Origin of the sequence: Streptomyces sp. GS7, from assembly GCF_009834125.1 — a bacterium.
Classification (GTDB): domain Bacteria; phylum Actinomycetota; class Actinomycetes; order Streptomycetales; family Streptomycetaceae; genus Streptomyces.
Map to the genome: position 1 here is coordinate 7,915,750 of NZ_CP047146.1, position 15,356 is coordinate 7,931,105.

Here is a 15,356-nt window from a genome sequence, read left to right on the forward strand (position 1 = left end):
CCCGGACCGGCCACCCCGAAGGCGAACCGGAAACGGGCCGGGGCCCCGTGCGCCAGGCACGGGACCCCGGACGGGCGCCACGCGATACGGCCGCGCCGCGGACTAGCCCAGGCGCTCCACCAGCGCGCGGTACTCGTCCCACAGCTCCTTCGGCGTGTGGTCGCCGAAGGTGTTGAGGTGCTCGGGGATCAGCGCCGCCTCCTCGCGCCAGACGTCCTTGTCGACGGTGAGCAGGAAGTCCAGGTCGGCATCGGAGAGTTGGAGGCCGTCGGTGTCCAGCGCGCCCTTCGCGGGCAGCACGCCGATGGGGGTCTCGACGCCCTCGGCCTTGCCCTCCAGCCGCTCGACGATCCACTTGAGCACCCGGCTGTTCTCGCCGAAGCCCGGCCACACGAAGCGGCCCTTGGCGTCCTTCCGGAACCAGTTGACGTAGTAGATCTTCGGCAGCTTGGCCGGGTCCTTGTCGGCGCCCACCTTGATCCAGTGCGCCATGTAGTCGCCCATGTTGTAGCCGCAGAACGGCAGCATGGCGAACGGGTCCCGGCGCAGCTCGCCGACCTTGCCCTCGGCGGCCGCGGTCTTCTCGGACGCCACGTTCGCGCCGAGGAAGACACCGTGCTGCCAGGTCAGCGACTCGGTCACCAGCGGAACGGCACTGGCGCGCCGACCGCCGAAGAGGATGGCCGAGATCGGCACGCCCTTCGGGTCCTCCCACTCGGGCGCGATGGTCGGGCACTGGGCGGCCGGAACGGTGAAGCGGGCGTTGGGGTGCGCGGCCGGGACACCAGAGTCGGGCGTCCAGTCGTTGCCCTTCCAGTCCGTGAGGTGCTTCGGGGTCTCCTCGGTCATGCCCTCCCACCAGACGTCGCCGTCGTCGGTGAGGGCGACGTTGGTGAAGACGGAGTTGCCCCAGAGGGTCTTCATGGCATTGGCGTTGGTGTGCTCGCCGGTGCCCGGCGCGACGCCGAAGAAACCGGCCTCGGGGTTGATCGCGTAGAGCCGGCCGTCCTCGCCGAAGCGCATCCAGGCGATGTCGTCACCGATGGTCTCGACGGTCCAGCCCGGGATCGTCGGCTCCAGCATGGCCAGGTTGGTCTTGCCGCAGGCGCTCGGGAACGCGGCGGCGACGTACTTGGCCTCGCCCTGCGGCGGGGTCAGCTTGAGGACGAGCATGTGCTCGGCGAGCCAGCCCTCGTCCCGGGCCATGACGGAGGCGATGCGCAGCGCGTAGCACTTCTTGCCCAGCAGGGCGTTGCCGCCGTAACCGGAGCCGTACGACCAGATCTCGCGCGCCTCGGGGAAGTGCGAGATGTACTTGGTGGAGTTGCACGGCCACGGCACGTCGGCCTCGCCCTCGGCCAGGGGGGCGCCGAGGGTGTGCACGGCCTTGACGAAGAAGCCGTCCTCGCCCAGCTCGTCGAGGACCGCCTGGCCCATGCGCGTCATGGTGCGCATCGAGACGGCGACGTAGGCGGAGTCGGTGATCTCCACGCCGGGCGCGGAGAGCGGGGAGCCCAGCGGACCCATGCAGAACGGGACGACGTACATCGTCCGGCCCTTCATGGAGCCGCGGAAGATGCCCTGCTCACCGGTGAAGCCGTTTCCTTCTTCCCCGGTAAAGATGGCCCGCATCTCGGCGGGGGCCTTCCAGTGGTTGGTCGGGCCGGCGTCCTCTTCCTTCTCCGAGCAGATGAAGGTGCGGTCCTCGACTCGCGCCACGTCCGTCGGGTCGGAAGCGGCGTAGTACGAGTTGGGGCGCTTGATCGGGTCGAGCTTCTTGAACGTGCCCTTGTCGACGAGCTCTTCGCACAGACGCTCGTACTCCGCCTCCGAGCCGTCACACCAGACGACCCGGTCGGGCTGGGTGATCGCTGCGATCTCATCGACCCAGGAGACAAGGCCCTGGTGACGGGTCGGGATGGGGGGAGCCGCGTTGTCGCGCGCCACGATCGCTCCTAGTTGAGGGGTTCTGGACGGCTTCTGCCTGCTATGCCAGGAAACCGCTTATTTCACTTGTCTGCCCCTTGGGGGCCGCGACCCGGATGCTTCGTGACCGCTCATCCGGTGCCGACCGCACTCATTTGATCATCCGACCCCGATTCGGTTCTGTCCAGGGGGCGCCGTGGTGACCGTCACCACTTCAGGACGATCCGTAACTTACGGTTGCGTAGGTAGCATTGCGCCATGACTTCCGCGCCTGACGCCGCCGAAAGCCGCCCCCCGTCCGCGCCGTCCGACGCGGACTCCGCGCTCACCGCGGCGGCCACCGCGACCGCGCCGCTCAAACCCAAGCTGCGCGGCTGGCTGCACGCGGGAATGTTTCCCGCCGTCCTCCTCTCCGGCATCCTGCTGACCGCGCTCGCCGACAGCCCCCGCGGACGCCTGGCCTGCGCGATCTACACGCTCACCGCCTGCCTGCTCTTCGGCGTCAGCGCGCTGTACCACCGCGGCAATTGGGGCCCGCGGGCCGACGGCATCCTGCGCCGACTCGACCACGCCAACATCTTCCTGATCATCGCGGGCACCTACACGCCGCTGACGATGCTGCTGGTGCCCGGCTCCCGCGGCCAGGCCCTCCTCTGGGCGGTCTGGGCCGCCGCACTGGCGGGCATCGCGTTCCGCGTCTTCTGGGTCGGCGCGCCCCGCTGGCTCTACACCCCGTGCTACATCGCGATGGGCTGGGCCGCCGTCTTCTTCCTGCCCGACTTCCTGCGCACCGGCGGCATCGCCGTCCTCGTCCTCGTCATCGTGGGCGGGCTGCTCTACAGCGCGGGCGGCGTCATCTACGGCATCAAACGCCCCAACCCCTCACCGCGGTGGTTCGGCTTCCATGAGGTCTTCCACTCCTTCACGCTGGCGGCCTTCGCCGTGCACTACGTCGGCATCTCCCTCGTGGCGTATACACACGCCTGAGGCGGCCGGGCCCCGCACGGCCGGCACCTCCCGATCTCCCCGCCGGCTCCCCGGCCGGTCTTCCGCGCCACCGTGGCCGCGGCCGCGAGGCCGCGGCCACCTGCCATGTCAGGACCGCCAGCCCGGTCACGACCAGGGCGGAGACCAGCACACCTCCGCCGATCAGGAAGCCGCCGACACACAGCGCGGCGGCGAGCGCGGCATACCCATGAACGGCCGATCGCATCTCAACCCCTCCCTCCGAATGTCACTGACAGTAATCATGCCCGCCCTGCAGCGTGACACACGCCACTGACAGTCGGAGATTTACCAATGCGCCGATGTCTGCACATACCTGGCGCGAGGGAGCGGGAAGCAGGGCGCGAAATCGCCGGACCGGACCCGACCCGGAAAAAGGCGTGGCACGGGCATGACACGCGGCACGCCCATGGTCCCGGCGCGACCCGATGCCCGACAATGATCCGCATGGTCTTCGCACGCACCACCACCTCAGCAGCGCCCGGGACACCAAAGGCCGGACTGCGGGAGCGGAAGAAGATCCAGACCCGGCAGGCGATCCGCCGGGCCGCCTTCCGGCTCTTCGAGCAGCAGGGGTACGACGCGACCCCCGTCGACCGGATCGCCGCCGCCGCCGACGTCTCGCCCAGCACGGTCTTCCGCTACTTCCCCACCAAGGAAGACATCGTGCTCACCGACGACTACGACGCCGTACTGGAGGCGGGGATCCGCGCCCGCCCCGCCGGCGAGCCGATGGTCGAGTCGGTGCGGCACGTCGCCGTCGAGGCGCTGCACCGGATCACCGCGGCGGACCGGACCGAACTCGCCCAGCGCGCCCGGCTGATCCGCGACGTGCCCGCCATCCGCGGCCGGACGGCGGAGAACCACGCCCGGGAGGCCGAGATCATCGGCGCCGCCCTGTCCGAGCGCACCGGCCGCCCGGCCGACGACCTGGAGGTACGGGTCATCAGCGCGGCCATCCTGGCGGCCCTCCAGGAGGCGATGCTGCGCTGGGTGGCGGAGGGTCCGTCCGCGAGCCTGGAGGAGCTGATCCACCGGACGCTGGACGTGCTGGCGCGCGGCCTCACCCTGTGACCGCGCGCCCGTCGTCCCCCGCAACGGCGGCAGCGGCCCCGGGAACGTTCACCGCCGGCCCGTCCGGCTCGCCCAGCCGCGCCGCCAGCCGGGCCCGCAGCCGCGACAACCGCGCGATATGGCCGTCCAGTTCGGCCAGCCGGCGCCGGGCCACCGCCTCCGCCGCCGCGCACCGCCCCGAGCCCGAACTGGTCGCGATCAGTGCCGGGACCCCGTCGGGCGGCAGGGTGCGCAGCAGGTGCGCGAAGGTCCGGACATCCCCGACCGTCAGGCCCGCCTCGCGCAGTTCGCGCACCGCGCGCAGCCGCCGGACGTCCTCCGCGTCGTACACCCGGTGGCCCGACGGCGTCCGCCGGGCGGTCACCAGCCCCTGCTGCTCGTAGTAGCGCACCGCCCGCGGCGTCAGCCCGGCGGCTGCCGCCGCGTCCCCGATACGCATCCGCCCTCCCCCTTCGCCCCGTAACGTCCTGCTAGGGCCGATCCGCCGGGTCCGCATAAGCCCGCGCCGCCCCGTCGAGCGCGCGCTCGACACCGGCCGCCCCGTACAGCAGCTCCTCGTCCGCGCCGAACGCGCCCACCAGTTGGAGCCCCAGCGGCAGCCCGTTGGCGGCGCGGCCGGCGGGCAGGCCGACGGCCGGCAGCCCGGCGTTGCTCCAGGGCAGGCACATGATCGACGACCCGGTGGTGGTGAGGTCGGCGGGCGCCGGGCCGGTGGCCGACGGGGCGATCCACAGGTCGATCCCGGCGGTCGCCGCGTCGTCCGCGAGCCGCTCGCGGAAGGCGGCGCGCCGCACCCGGGCCGCCTCGTAGTCGGCGTCCCCGATCGTGTGACCCCGGCGGATGGCCGCCGCGGTCTGCTCCCGGTAGCGGTCGGCGTACTGCTCGAACCACCGGGCGTGCGCCCGCGCGACCTCGTAGCGGTTCATCGCGAAGAGCTGCTCGACGACCTGCTCGAAGTCGTCCAGCACGGGCACCTCGCGCACCTCGTACCCGGCCGCGGCGAGCGTCGCCCGCTGCTTCTCGAAGGCGCGCAGGGCCTCGGCCCCGGCCCGCTCCAGATAGGGGCCGGCCGGCACGCCCAGCACCGGGTGCCGCCGCGGCCCGTCCGCGTCCGGCTCCCAGCCGTCGCAGAGCACCGCGGCGGCCAGCGCAACCCCCGCCACATCCGCCGCGTAGCACCCGAGGGTGTCGAAACTGACGGCGTTGGGAATCACCCCGCCGACCGGGATCCGCCCGTAGGACGGCTTGAAGCCGACCACCCCGCAGTACGCGGCGGGGCGGATCATCGAACCGACGGTCTGCGTCCCGATGGCCAGCGGCACCAACCCGGCGGCGACCGCGGCGGCCGATCCACTGCTCGAACCGCCGGGCGTGTGCGCCGGGTTGTGCGGATTGCGGGTCGGCCCGGGGGCGGTGACCGCGAACTCCGCGGTCACCGTCTTGCCCGCGATCAGCGCCCCGGCGGCGCGATTGGGGTCTCCCCTGCTCGAACGCAGTTGAGAGCTTGGGGAACGGTCCACGACGGCGGCCTGAGCGCCGCCCAGCTCCTCGGGCGGCAGCGCCGAACCCGCCCGGGTGGGCAGGCCGTCGACGTGCACGATGTCCTTGATCCCGACCGGTACTCCATAGAGGGCGGGCCGCGTGGCGGGGTCCGGCGGGCCGCCCGCCGCCAGCTCCCGCGCCGCCTCCAGGAGCCGCGCGCGCCGCCCGTCCTCCGGCACGAAGGCCCGGACGTACGGATCGACGGCGTCGATCCGGTTGCACGAGCGGTGCACCGCGTCGACGGGGTCGGACGCGCCGGACCGCAGCGCCGCGGCCTCCCGGACAAGAGAGCGGTACCCCAGCAAGGTCGTCACCCGTGCAGGCTACCGCCGGGCGCGGCGATCCCCCGGACGATCGACGCCCGCGGGCGTTCCCGTCCGCGACCGCTCCCTCTGGCGCCGCGCTCTCACAACTCCACCAGTACGGCGCCCAGATGGCGCCCCTCCGTCAGCTCGCGCAGCGCCCGCGGGGCCTCCTCGATGCCGTGCAGCCGGGCGTGCGGGAAGGTGAGGCTGCCGTCGCGCAGGCCCTGGCCGAGCATCCGGTTCCACTCCGGGATGAGGTCCAGGTGGTCGTACAGGGCGACCCCCCGCATGGTGATGCTCCGGGACAGCAGCGACAGGGTGTCGATCTCGGTGGTGGTCCGTCGCCCATCGGAGAGCTGGGTGGCCAGCGCGCCCACGATGGCCAGCCGGGCACCCCTGTTGGCGACGGCCAGCGCGGCGGCCAGCTGCTCGCCGCCCACGTTGTCGAAGAGCGCGTCGATGCCCTCCGGGGCGGCGGCGCGGAGCTGCTCCTCGATGGGGCCGGCGCCGCGGATCACCACCGCGTCATAGCCGAGTTCCTTGATCAGGCGGTCGGCCTTCTGTCGCGAACCCGTACTGCCGATGACCCGTGCGGCGCCGCGCAGTTTGGCGATCTGCCCGGCCAGCGAACCGACGCCGCCGGCCGCCCCGGTGACGAACACCGTGTCCCCGGGGCGTACTTCGGCGCCGCGGTCGATGCCCATCAGGGCGGTGGGCCCCTGCGAGAGGTAACCGGCCGGGTCGGGCAGCAGATCGGGGTCGAGCCGCTGGACCTGCGCGGCGTCGACGAGGCTGTGTTCGCGCCAGCCGAGGCGGTGCGCCACCAGGTCGCCGGGCCTGAGGTCGGTGCCCGGGGCGGCCACCACCTCGCCGACGGCCGGGCCGTTGAGCGCCTCGCCGACGACGAAGGACGGCATGGGAACGGAGGTGACCTCGTCCATCAGGGTGCGCATCACGGCGGCGACGCCCATCAGGGTGTTGCGTACCAGTACCTGGCCCTGAGCCGGTTCCGGAACCGGTACCTCCGCGATCTCGAAGAGGTCGTCGGTGACCGGCCCCGTGGGGCGGGCGGCCAGGCGGACTTCGCGGTGCGTGTTCGTCATGCCCCGAGGCTAGAACCTGACGCGCACGTCAAGGTCAATCCGGTCGCTGGTCCTAGGACTTGCGGCGGGGGCCGCGGGAATCGCCGTACGGCTCCGGCGGGTCCGGCGGCCCCGACGCCTCACCCCCGCAGCCGCTCCGCCAGCTCCTCCGGGTCCGTGACCGGCCGCTCACAGGTGAAGTTGCGGCATACATAGGCGGCCGGTTTGCCGTCGACCAGGGGGCGCGCCATCAGCAGCGGCACTTCCGCGGCGTCGTCCGCCCCGGGGGCGCCCAGCGCGACGACCGTCCCGGGGGCGGTGCCGAGCAGCGCGGCGCGGTGCAGCGCACGGGTGGCCGGATCGTCCCGCGGGCCGACCACCGCGACCTCGCGCGGCCCGTCCAGCGCGGCCTCGGCGACGGCGAGCCCCCAGCCGATGAAGCGCGGTGCCCGGCCGCCCAGGGCGGTGACGATCCCCAGGGCGCGCTCCGCGGCGTCCCGGTGGAGGGCACTGCCGGTCAGCGCCCCGTAGGAGAGCAGGGCGCCGGCCGCCGCGGTCCACCCGGAGGGGGTGGCGTTGTCGGTCGGGTCCTGGGGGCGCCGGATCAGCGTCTCGGCGTCCGCGGCGGTGTCGTAGAGCGCGCCGTCCTCGGCGGTGAACTGGACGATGACGGTGTCCAGGAGGAAGCCCGCGAAGTCCACCCAGACGCCCTCGCCGGTGACCGAGGCGAGGGTGAGGAAGCCCTCGGCGACGTTCGCGTAGTCGTCCAGGACACCGGAGCTGGCGCCGGCGGTGCCGTCCCGGGAGGTGCGGTGCAGCCGCGCCTGCCAGTCCATGTGGACGCGGACGAGCAGGTCGGCGGCGTCGGTGGCGGCCTGGATCAGGTCGGGCCGGTCGAAGTAGGCGCCGGTCTCGGCGAGTGCGGCGATGGCGAGCCCGTTCCAGGAGGCGACGACCTTGTCGTCCCGTCCGGGGCGCGGTCGCTCCGCGCGCGCCGCGAGCAGCCGCTCCTTGACAGAGGCCACCCGCTCGGCGTCTACCGGGCCGCCGGCATCCGGGAGCTGGAGAACAGAGGCGCCCTCCTCGAAGGTGCCCTCGTCCGTCACGCCGAAGTAGGCGGCGGCGAACTCCGCGTCCTTCTCGCCCAGTACGGAGCGCAGCTGCTCGGGCGTCCATACGTAGTACGCGCCCTCGGTGTGCCGGCCGCTGCCCGTGCCGTCGTCGCTGTCCGCGTCCAGTGCGGAGGCGAAGCCGCCCTGGTCGGTGCGGAGTTCGCGGACCATGAAGTCGGCGGTCTCCAGGGCGATCCGGCGGGCCAGGTCGCCGAGTCCACCAGCGGCTCCGCCGCGGGCGGTGGCCCGCCAGAGATGGGCGTAGGTACGGCACAGCAGGGCGTTGTCGTAGAGCATCTTCTCGAAGTGCGGAACGACCCACTCCCGGTCCACCGCATAGCGCGCGAACCCGCCGCCGAGCTGGTCGTAGATCCCGCCGCGGGCCATCGCCGCGCAGGTGGCCTGCACCATTTCCAGCGCCCCGGCGGAGCCCGTCCGGGCGTGGTGGCGGAGCAGGAACTCCAGTGCCATGGACGGCGGGAACTTGGGCGCCCCGCCGAACCCGCCGTGCACCGCGTCGAATTCGCGGGTCAGGCCCATCAGGGCGGCGTGCAGCTCCTCGGGGCGCGGCGGGCGGCGGTCCGCGGCGGGCAGCGACTCGGCCAGCGAGCGGCCCGCCAGATCGGCGGCGATCCGGCCGGCGACCTCGCCGACCTCGTCGCGGCGGTCGGCCCAGGCGCTGCGGACGCCCTCCAGGACCTGCCCGAAGGACGGCATGCCGTGGCGGGGGCTGGGCGGGAAGTACGTGCCGAAGTAGAACGGCTCGGCGTCCGGGGTCAGGAAGACGGTCATCGGCCAGCCGCCCTGGCCGGTGGCGGCCTGGACGGCTTCCATGTACACGGCGTCGACGTCCGGGCGCTCCTCGCGGTCGACCTTGACGGACACGAAGTGCTCATTGAGCAGCGCGGCGGTTGACGGATCCTCGAAGCTTTCGTGGGCCATGACGTGGCACCAGTGGCAGGAGCTGTAGCCGACGCTCAGCAGCACCGGCACACCGCGCCGCCGCGCCTCCTCGAACGCTTCGGCGGACCACGGCCACCAGTCGACCGGGTTGTCGGCGTGCTGGAGCAGATATGGGGAAGTCTCATGAGCCAGGCGGTTCGGCATGGGGCCATCCTCTCCCAACGAGGCTGCGGGTGCCGGGAGCGGAGGGAGTTATCCACAGCCCTGCCGGAATCGGCGCGGAGACGGAAGACTGTGCATACGCCGGTGATCACCGCCGGCGCGGACCGCGGGGACGCAACGACGCCTCCCCAAGGTGCCGGGTGACCTCCGGCGCGTGCTGGAACCGCCGGAATAGCTGCTGGAACTGCTGGAACTGCTGGAACTGCCGGAAACACTGGAGACTGCTGGAGGGGGACGGGCATGCCGGGCTCACTGGCTGTGCTGCGTGACAGCCACCGGAAGGAAGCGGAAGACCTGCTGGCGCGGGCCGTTGAAGAGGAGGTGCGCCGCTCGGGCGGCCGGCTGGACGGGGCCGCGCTGCTCAGCCGGGCGCGCGCGGCGCTGGACGATCTGGCGGCCTCCGCGGCCGAGGAGTACGACGCGTACGTCCGCGCGCTGGACGAGGCGGCGGCCGGTCGGCAGTCGCTCTCCGGGCGGCTGTCGCGCAAGCAGCTGAGCACCCCGACGGTGACGACGCTGGTGGCGGCGGTGGCCGCGTTCGGTACGGACCTCCTGTACGGCACGGGCGGCGGCCCGGCGCTCGCCGCCGGCTCGGCCGTCCTGGTGGCCGGCGCGGTGGCGACGGTCCTGAAGCTGACCGCTGGTCACTTCCCGGCGGCGCACCAACAGGCCGGTCTGCGCGGCCAGCCGGGCGGCCCGGAGCAGCTGCGGCTCCAGTGGCTGACGGCTCTGGAGGTGCGCGGGATCCGGCCGTTCCTCGACCAGCAGCGGATGCTGACGGCGGCGGCGAGGGGCGGCGGCTCGAAGTCCAAGCCCACCGCCTCGAAGACCGCCCGGGGGCCTCAGCTGCGCGGCGCGGACCGCAGCGCGGCGGCCCGCCAGCGGTCCGTGCTGGAGCAGTCGTTCACGCAACTCCCGCGCCCGGACGGCCCGTTCGCCGGGCGACGCGCCGAGCTGACGCAGATCGCGCAGTGGGTGCACGCGGGCCGCGCGAGCACCGAGACCAAGCCGATCGTGGTGGTGCTGCACGGCGAGCCGGGCTCCGGGCGGACGGCGCTCGCGGTGCGGGCCGCGCATCAGCTGCGCGATCAGTTCCGCGGCGCGTGCGTGGTGGATCTGCGCGGTGACACCCCTGGCGAGGTGCCGCTGCCGACCCGGGACGCCCTGATGCATCTGCTCAACCGCCTCGGCGCCCCGCGCGAGCAGCTGCTGTTCCGCGAGCGCCCGTCCCAGGAGCAGCACGTCAAACGGCTCACCGAGATCTACCACCAGCATCTGACCGGCCTGCCGGTGACGGTGCTGCTGGACGACGCCTCGGACGCCGAGCAGGTGCGCGCCCTGGTGCCGGACCGCTCCGACAGCCTGGTGCTGGTCACCTCCCGGGAGCCGCTGGAGCTGCCGGCGGACCTGGAAGCGTGGGTGCACCAGCTGCCGGTGGGCGCGCTGGACGCGGCGGGCACCGAGGAACTGCTGCGGTCGGCCGCCTCCGGGGACGAGCCGCCGGGCGAGACGGCCCCGTACGACTCGCAGGCGATCGACCGGATCTCCGAGCTGTGCGCGGGCCTGCCGCTGGCGCTGCGGGTGGCGGGCTCGTCGCTGGAGACGCGCTCGCCCGCCTCGCTGGCCACGGACCTGGCCGCCCACGACGGGGGGCCGGTGGAGCGGGCCCTGTCGCTGCGCTACGCGGACCAGGCGCCGCAGGCCCGGCAGTTGCTGCGCCGGCTGGCCCTGGTGGGCCGGGCGAGCCTGGGCGTGGCCGCCGCCGCGGCGCTGCTGGGCGTGGCGAACTCGGAGGCGGAGCAGCGGCTGGCGGCGCTGGTCGGGGCCGGCCTGATCGAGCACGTCCGCGGTGAGCGCTACCGCCTGCACGCGCTGGTGCACGGCTTCGCGCACGCCCGGCTGATGGCCGAGGAGGAGCCGGCCGAGCGCAGCGCGGCCCAGGAGCGGCTGATCCGCGGCTACGCGGAGCTGGCCGACTCGGTGATCCGGCTGGTGGACGGCAACACGTCGACCCGCGCCGACCGCTTCGGTTCGCACGGCTTCACGTCCCTGGACGCGGCCCTGCAGTGGCTGGACGACGAGACCAGCTTCATCACGGCCGCGCTGCGGCACGCCGATCAGGACGTCGACCAGGCGACGGTCTCGCATCTGCTGGGCGCGCTGTGCGACTACTGCCTGCTGCGCGGCGACCTCTACCGCCTGGGCGAGCTGAGCGAGCTGACCCGGGCGGTCGGCCAGGGGCTGCTGGTGCGCTCGGTGCAGTGGCGCACGGGTGTCGCCGCCCGGCAGCTGGGCGAGCTGGACCGGGCCCGGACGACCCTGTCGTCGGTGGTCGACCTCTACTTCGAGGCGCAGCACCCGGTGGGCGCCGCCCGTGCGCTGCGCGACCTGGGCATCACGCTCCAGCACCAGGGCAACCTCACCGAAGCCGCGGCCAAGCTGCGCGAGGCGCTGGATCTCCAGGCCGGCCCCGACATGCACGGCGACCGGGCGTGGACGCTGCACGCCCTGGCCGCGGTGGAGCGGGACCGGGCGGGGATCTCCGAGGCGCTCACCATGCTGCGGGAGTCGCTGGAGCTCCATGAGGAGAGCGAGAGCATCCACGGCCAGGCGTGGGCGCACTTCCAGCGCGGCCAGGTGTATCTCCGGATGGGCGACGTCCCCCGCGCCGAGGCCGCGCTCCAGTCGGCGATGGAGCTCTACGGCCGTACCCACGACGACCGGGGCACGGCCTGGGCGATGACCCAGCTGGCGCGGGCCCGCCTGGTGGACGGCGACCCCGGCCCCGCGGTGGACCAGCTGCGCCAGGCGCTGCCGCTGCACCACCAGCACGAGGACGCGCGCGGTGAGGCGTGGACGATGTACTACCTCGGCCAGGCCCTGGAGGAGCGCGGTGAGCACGACGCGGCGCTGCGGCAGCTGGAGCGCTCGCGGAACATGTTCAGCCGGATGCAGGACGCGTACGGCCTCGCCTGCGCCCGGCACCATGCGGGCCGGGTCACCCGGGACCTGCGGGCCGAGCAGACCGGCTCGCTGCGCAACAGCGGCTTCGCCCGGCAGCTGCTCCAGGACGCCCGCAAGGACTTCCAGCGGATCGGGGTGGCGCACGGTGAGGCGTGGTCCCTGCTGGAGTTGGTGATCATCGACGCCGGCAACGGCCGCGCGGCCCAGGCTCTGGAGCTGGCGGACGAGGCCGCGCAGATCTTCGCCGGATACGGCGACAAGCGCGGCGAGGACTGGTCGCGCTTCCTGCGGTGCACCCTGCTGCCGTTCGCCTCACCGGGCGGTTCGGTGGTGGGTGTGGCCGTGGCGCAGGAGGAGCTGGCCCAGCTGATCCGGGAGTCGCACGACGGCCGGGACTCCAAGCTGGAGGACTGCGCGCAGACCTTCGCGCTGCTGCTGGAGCGCGGTGTGGAGCCGGAGACGGGATGGCAGGCGTGGCGGCTCGGCATGGTGCCGAACCGCCACGCCCGGGAGATCATGGGGGTGCCGGTCGCGCCGTCGGCCGTGGACTGACGTCGTCGGCGTACGGCGCGTCAGCGTCGCACGGCATCACGGTACGGCTCGCTGACCGCTCGGGTCAGCGAGCCGCCGGGCGCGCCGGCCGACCGCTGCCAGACGGCCGGCCCCAGGCCGCCACCCGGTCATCGCCCCCGCGGGCCGCCGGGGCTTGGGGTCTCCGGGCGTCAGGTGGTCTTCGGATCGGAGGCCGCCGCGGCGGCCGGGGTGGTGCCCGCCTCGCCGTCCTCCGGCGCCTCCTCGAAGTTCACCTTCCGCATCTGCTTGTTCATGGACTTCAGCAGGAGCCAGGTGACACCGCCCATGATCGCGAAGACGATGAAGCCGAGGACGCCGGGGGTCACCTTGTCCTTGTCGAAGCTGTCGGCAAGGGTGACGAAGTGCGTCAGGGCGAGGGTGCTGGTCGCGCTCATCATGGCCTCAATTGTTGCGGATGCCCGTGAAGAGGTCGTCCTCGGGGAGGGAAGTGTCCACGAGCGACTTCGCGAGCTCGTATTCCTCCGTCGGCCAGACCTCGCGCTGGATGTCCATCGGGACCCGGAACCACCCGCCGTCGGGGTCGATCTGGGTGGCGTGCGCGATCAGCGCCTTGTCGCGGATCTCGAAGAAGTCGGCGCACGGGATGTAGGTGGTCAGGGTGCGCTCGCGCTGCTCGAACTGCTTCCAGCGCTCCAGCCACTCCCCGTACGGCGAGTCCATGCCGCGGGCCAGCAGCGCCTCGTGGAGCGCGATGGTGCGCGGCTTGTTGAAGCCCTGGTTGTAGTAGAGCTTCTGCGGCTGCCAGGGCTCGCCGGCCTCCGGGTACTTCTCCGGGTCGCCGGCCGCCTCGAAGGCCACCATCGTGATCTTGTGGGTCATGATGTGGTCCGGGTGCGGGTAGCCGCCGTTCTCGTCGTAGGTCGTGATGACCTGCGGCTTGAACTCCCGGATCAGCCTGACCAGGCGCCCGGCCGCGGCCTCGACGTCCTCAAGCGCGAAGCAGCCCTCGGGCAGCGGCGGCAGCGGGTCGCCCTCGGGCAGCCCGGAGTCGACGAAGCCCAGCCACTCCTGCTTGACGCCGAGGATCTCCCGGGCCTCGTCCATTTCCTTCTTGCGTACCTCGTGGATGTGCTCCTCGATGTACGGATCGCCCTGGAGTTTCGGGTTGAGAATGGACCCTCGCTCGCCCCCTGTGCAGGTGACGACCAGCACGTCCACCCCCTCGGACACGTACTTGGCCATGGTGGCCGCACCCTTGCTCGACTCGTCGTCGGGGTGGGCGTGGACCGCCATCAAACGCAGCTGCTCAGTCAAGACTCGATCCTCAGTGAAGCGCCGGAGAAGATGCCTCCTATAGTGACCGAAGCGAGGGGGCGCTGTATTCCCTGGGGCGGGGACCCCCCGGGGGTTCTGTTTCCCGGTCCCCGTAGCAGGAGGATGGATCATGGCCGCGGTGCGCGAAGGGCTTCCCGAGGGACGCTACGGCCGCTCCGCGGATGAGCGCGCGGACCGCAAACTCAAGATCATCGGCTCGGTGCTGGGCGTCGCGCTGCTCGGCGTGATCGGCTGGGCGGGCGTCTCGTACATCTCCGGGCAGGAGCTCAGCGGGCGCATCATCACCTGGGACGCGGTCTCCGACCACGCCGTCAAGGTGCACCTGGAAGTCGTCAAGGGCAAGGACGACAAGGGCGTCTGCACGCTCCGCTCACAGGCCGTGGACGGCTCCGAGGTCGGGCGCAAGGACGTCACCATCGACCAGCGCTCCGGGCAGGTCGACACCGAAGTCACGCTGCGGACCACGAAGCGGGCCACCAACGCGGTCCTGGTCGGCTGCACGGCGGCGTCGTCCGGCAACGGCTGACCGGCCCGGCCGGGCGGCCGGAGCGGCTGCCGCGGAGGGCGTCCGGCGGCGGCCGACACGGACGGACGACCCGCGGGCCGTCCGATGACCGCCTCTGATCAGCGGTGATGCGTTTCTGTGCCGCCACTGTGAATTTCCTCTTCCCCCTTTTGTGCCGGAATTGTTAGGCTCGTGGTTTCGCCCACCTGTGGAGGCGCAAAGCTTCCTGGTAGGGCGTTTGATTTATCCCCAGTACCGACGAGGAGCACCTGTGACCCAGACCAGCGAAAACGTCACCTGGCTGACCCAGGAGGCGTATGACCAGCTCAAGGCCGAGCTGGAGCACCTGTCTGGTCCCGCACGCGACGACATCAAAGAGAAGATCGCTGCGGCCCGCGAGGAAGGTGACCTGAAGGAGAACGCCGGGTACCACGCGGCCAAGGAAGAGCAGGGCAAGCAGGAGCTCCGCGTACGCCAGCTCAAGCAGCTGCTGGAGAGCGCGAAGGTCGGCGAGGCCCCGGCGGCGAACGGCGTGGTCGCTCCCGGCATGGTCGTCACCATCGCGTTCGACGGAGACCCGGACGACACCCTGCGGTTCCTGCTGGCCTCGCGGGAGTACGCGAGCGAGGACATCGAGACCTACTCCCCGCAGTCGCCGCTGGGGTCCGGCGTGAACGGCAAGAAGGTCGGCGCCGACGCGGAGTACGAGCTCCCCAACGGCAAGAAGGCGAGCGTGAAGATCCTCGACGCCAAGCCGTACACCGGCTGAGCCACCGGATAGATCGAAGACGACGCCACGGAAGCGGCCCGGAGCGACAGGCTCCGGGCCGCTTCCCGTGTGCGCGCG

Annotated in this window: 12 protein-coding genes; 5 read left to right on the forward strand and 7 right to left on the reverse strand. The window is 72.4% G+C overall.

The window, feature by feature from the left end; genetic code table 11:
• Positions 1-102: 102 nt before the first annotated feature.
• Positions 103-1,947, reverse strand: a complete 1,845-nt coding sequence (locus GR130_RS34320) for a phosphoenolpyruvate carboxykinase (GTP) (protein ID WP_159508312.1) — start codon at positions 1,945-1,947, stop codon at positions 103-105.
• Between the two features lie 237 nt (positions 1,948-2,184).
• Between GR130_RS34320 and trhA the strand changes: the two genes are divergently transcribed.
• Together trhA and GR130_RS34330 are read left to right on the forward strand one after the other, a co-directional pair.
• Complete coding sequence (gene trhA / locus GR130_RS34325) at positions 2,185-2,913, forward strand: PAQR family membrane homeostasis protein TrhA (protein WP_159508313.1); 729 nt, start codon at positions 2,185-2,187, stop codon at positions 2,911-2,913.
• Between the two features lie 465 nt (positions 2,914-3,378).
• On the forward strand, positions 3,379-4,005 hold the full coding sequence (locus GR130_RS34330) for a TetR/AcrR family transcriptional regulator (RefSeq protein WP_159508314.1): 627 nt from the start codon (positions 3,379-3,381) through the stop codon (positions 4,003-4,005).
• On the opposite strand, the gene GR130_RS34335 is transcribed toward GR130_RS34330, so the two are convergent.
• The 4 genes from GR130_RS34335 to GR130_RS34350 form a co-directional block, all read right to left on the reverse strand.
• A complete protein-coding gene (locus GR130_RS34335) occupies positions 3,995-4,444 on the reverse strand; it encodes a MerR family transcriptional regulator (protein ID WP_159508315.1) in 450 nt (149 codons plus the stop codon). The genes GR130_RS34330 and GR130_RS34335 overlap by 11 nt on opposite strands.
• Positions 4,445-4,475: 31 nt before the next feature.
• Complete coding sequence (locus tag GR130_RS34340; RefSeq protein WP_159508316.1) at positions 4,476-5,861, reverse strand: amidase; 1,386 nt, start codon at positions 5,859-5,861, stop codon at positions 4,476-4,478.
• Between the two features lie 92 nt (positions 5,862-5,953).
• The gene (locus tag GR130_RS34345; protein WP_159508317.1) at positions 5,954-6,955 is read right to left on the reverse strand and encodes an MDR family NADP-dependent oxidoreductase; all 1,002 of its coding nucleotides are present in this window, start codon (positions 6,953-6,955) and stop codon (positions 5,954-5,956) included.
• 119 nt (positions 6,956-7,074) lie between these two features.
• Positions 7,075-9,153 carry a thioredoxin domain-containing protein gene (locus GR130_RS34350; RefSeq protein ID WP_159508318.1) on the reverse strand — a complete coding sequence of 693 codons (2,079 nt, stop codon included), beginning with the start codon at positions 9,151-9,153 and terminating at the stop codon, positions 7,075-7,077.
• Positions 9,154-9,411: 258 nt separating this feature from the next.
• Here GR130_RS34350 and GR130_RS34355 point away from each other — a divergent pair, with 258 nt between their 5' ends.
• Positions 9,412-12,687 (forward strand): tetratricopeptide repeat protein, encoded by a 3,276-nt coding sequence (locus GR130_RS34355; protein ID WP_159508319.1) that lies wholly within the window; start codon positions 9,412-9,414, stop codon positions 12,685-12,687.
• A gap of 170 nt (positions 12,688-12,857) precedes the next feature.
• Here the strand turns inward: GR130_RS34355 and GR130_RS34360 are convergent, their stop codons facing one another.
• A complete protein-coding gene (locus GR130_RS34360; RefSeq protein WP_159508320.1) occupies positions 12,858-13,106 on the reverse strand; it encodes a hypothetical protein in 249 nt (82 codons plus the stop codon).
• 4 nt (positions 13,107-13,110) lie between these two features.
• Positions 13,111-13,983 (reverse strand): mycothiol conjugate amidase Mca, encoded by an 873-nt coding sequence (gene mca, locus GR130_RS34365; RefSeq protein WP_159508321.1) that lies wholly within the window; start codon positions 13,981-13,983, stop codon positions 13,111-13,113.
• A gap of 130 nt (positions 13,984-14,113) precedes the next feature.
• On the opposite strand from mca, the gene GR130_RS34370 reads away from it, so the two are divergent.
• Complete coding sequence (locus tag GR130_RS34370) at positions 14,114-14,530, forward strand: DUF4307 domain-containing protein (protein ID WP_159508322.1); 417 nt, start codon at positions 14,114-14,116, stop codon at positions 14,528-14,530.
• 250 nt (positions 14,531-14,780) lie between these two features.
• Positions 14,781-15,278 (forward strand): transcription elongation factor GreA, encoded by a 498-nt coding sequence (gene greA, locus GR130_RS34375; RefSeq protein WP_159508323.1) that lies wholly within the window; start codon positions 14,781-14,783, stop codon positions 15,276-15,278.
• The last annotated feature ends 78 nt before the right edge of the window (positions 15,279-15,356 follow it).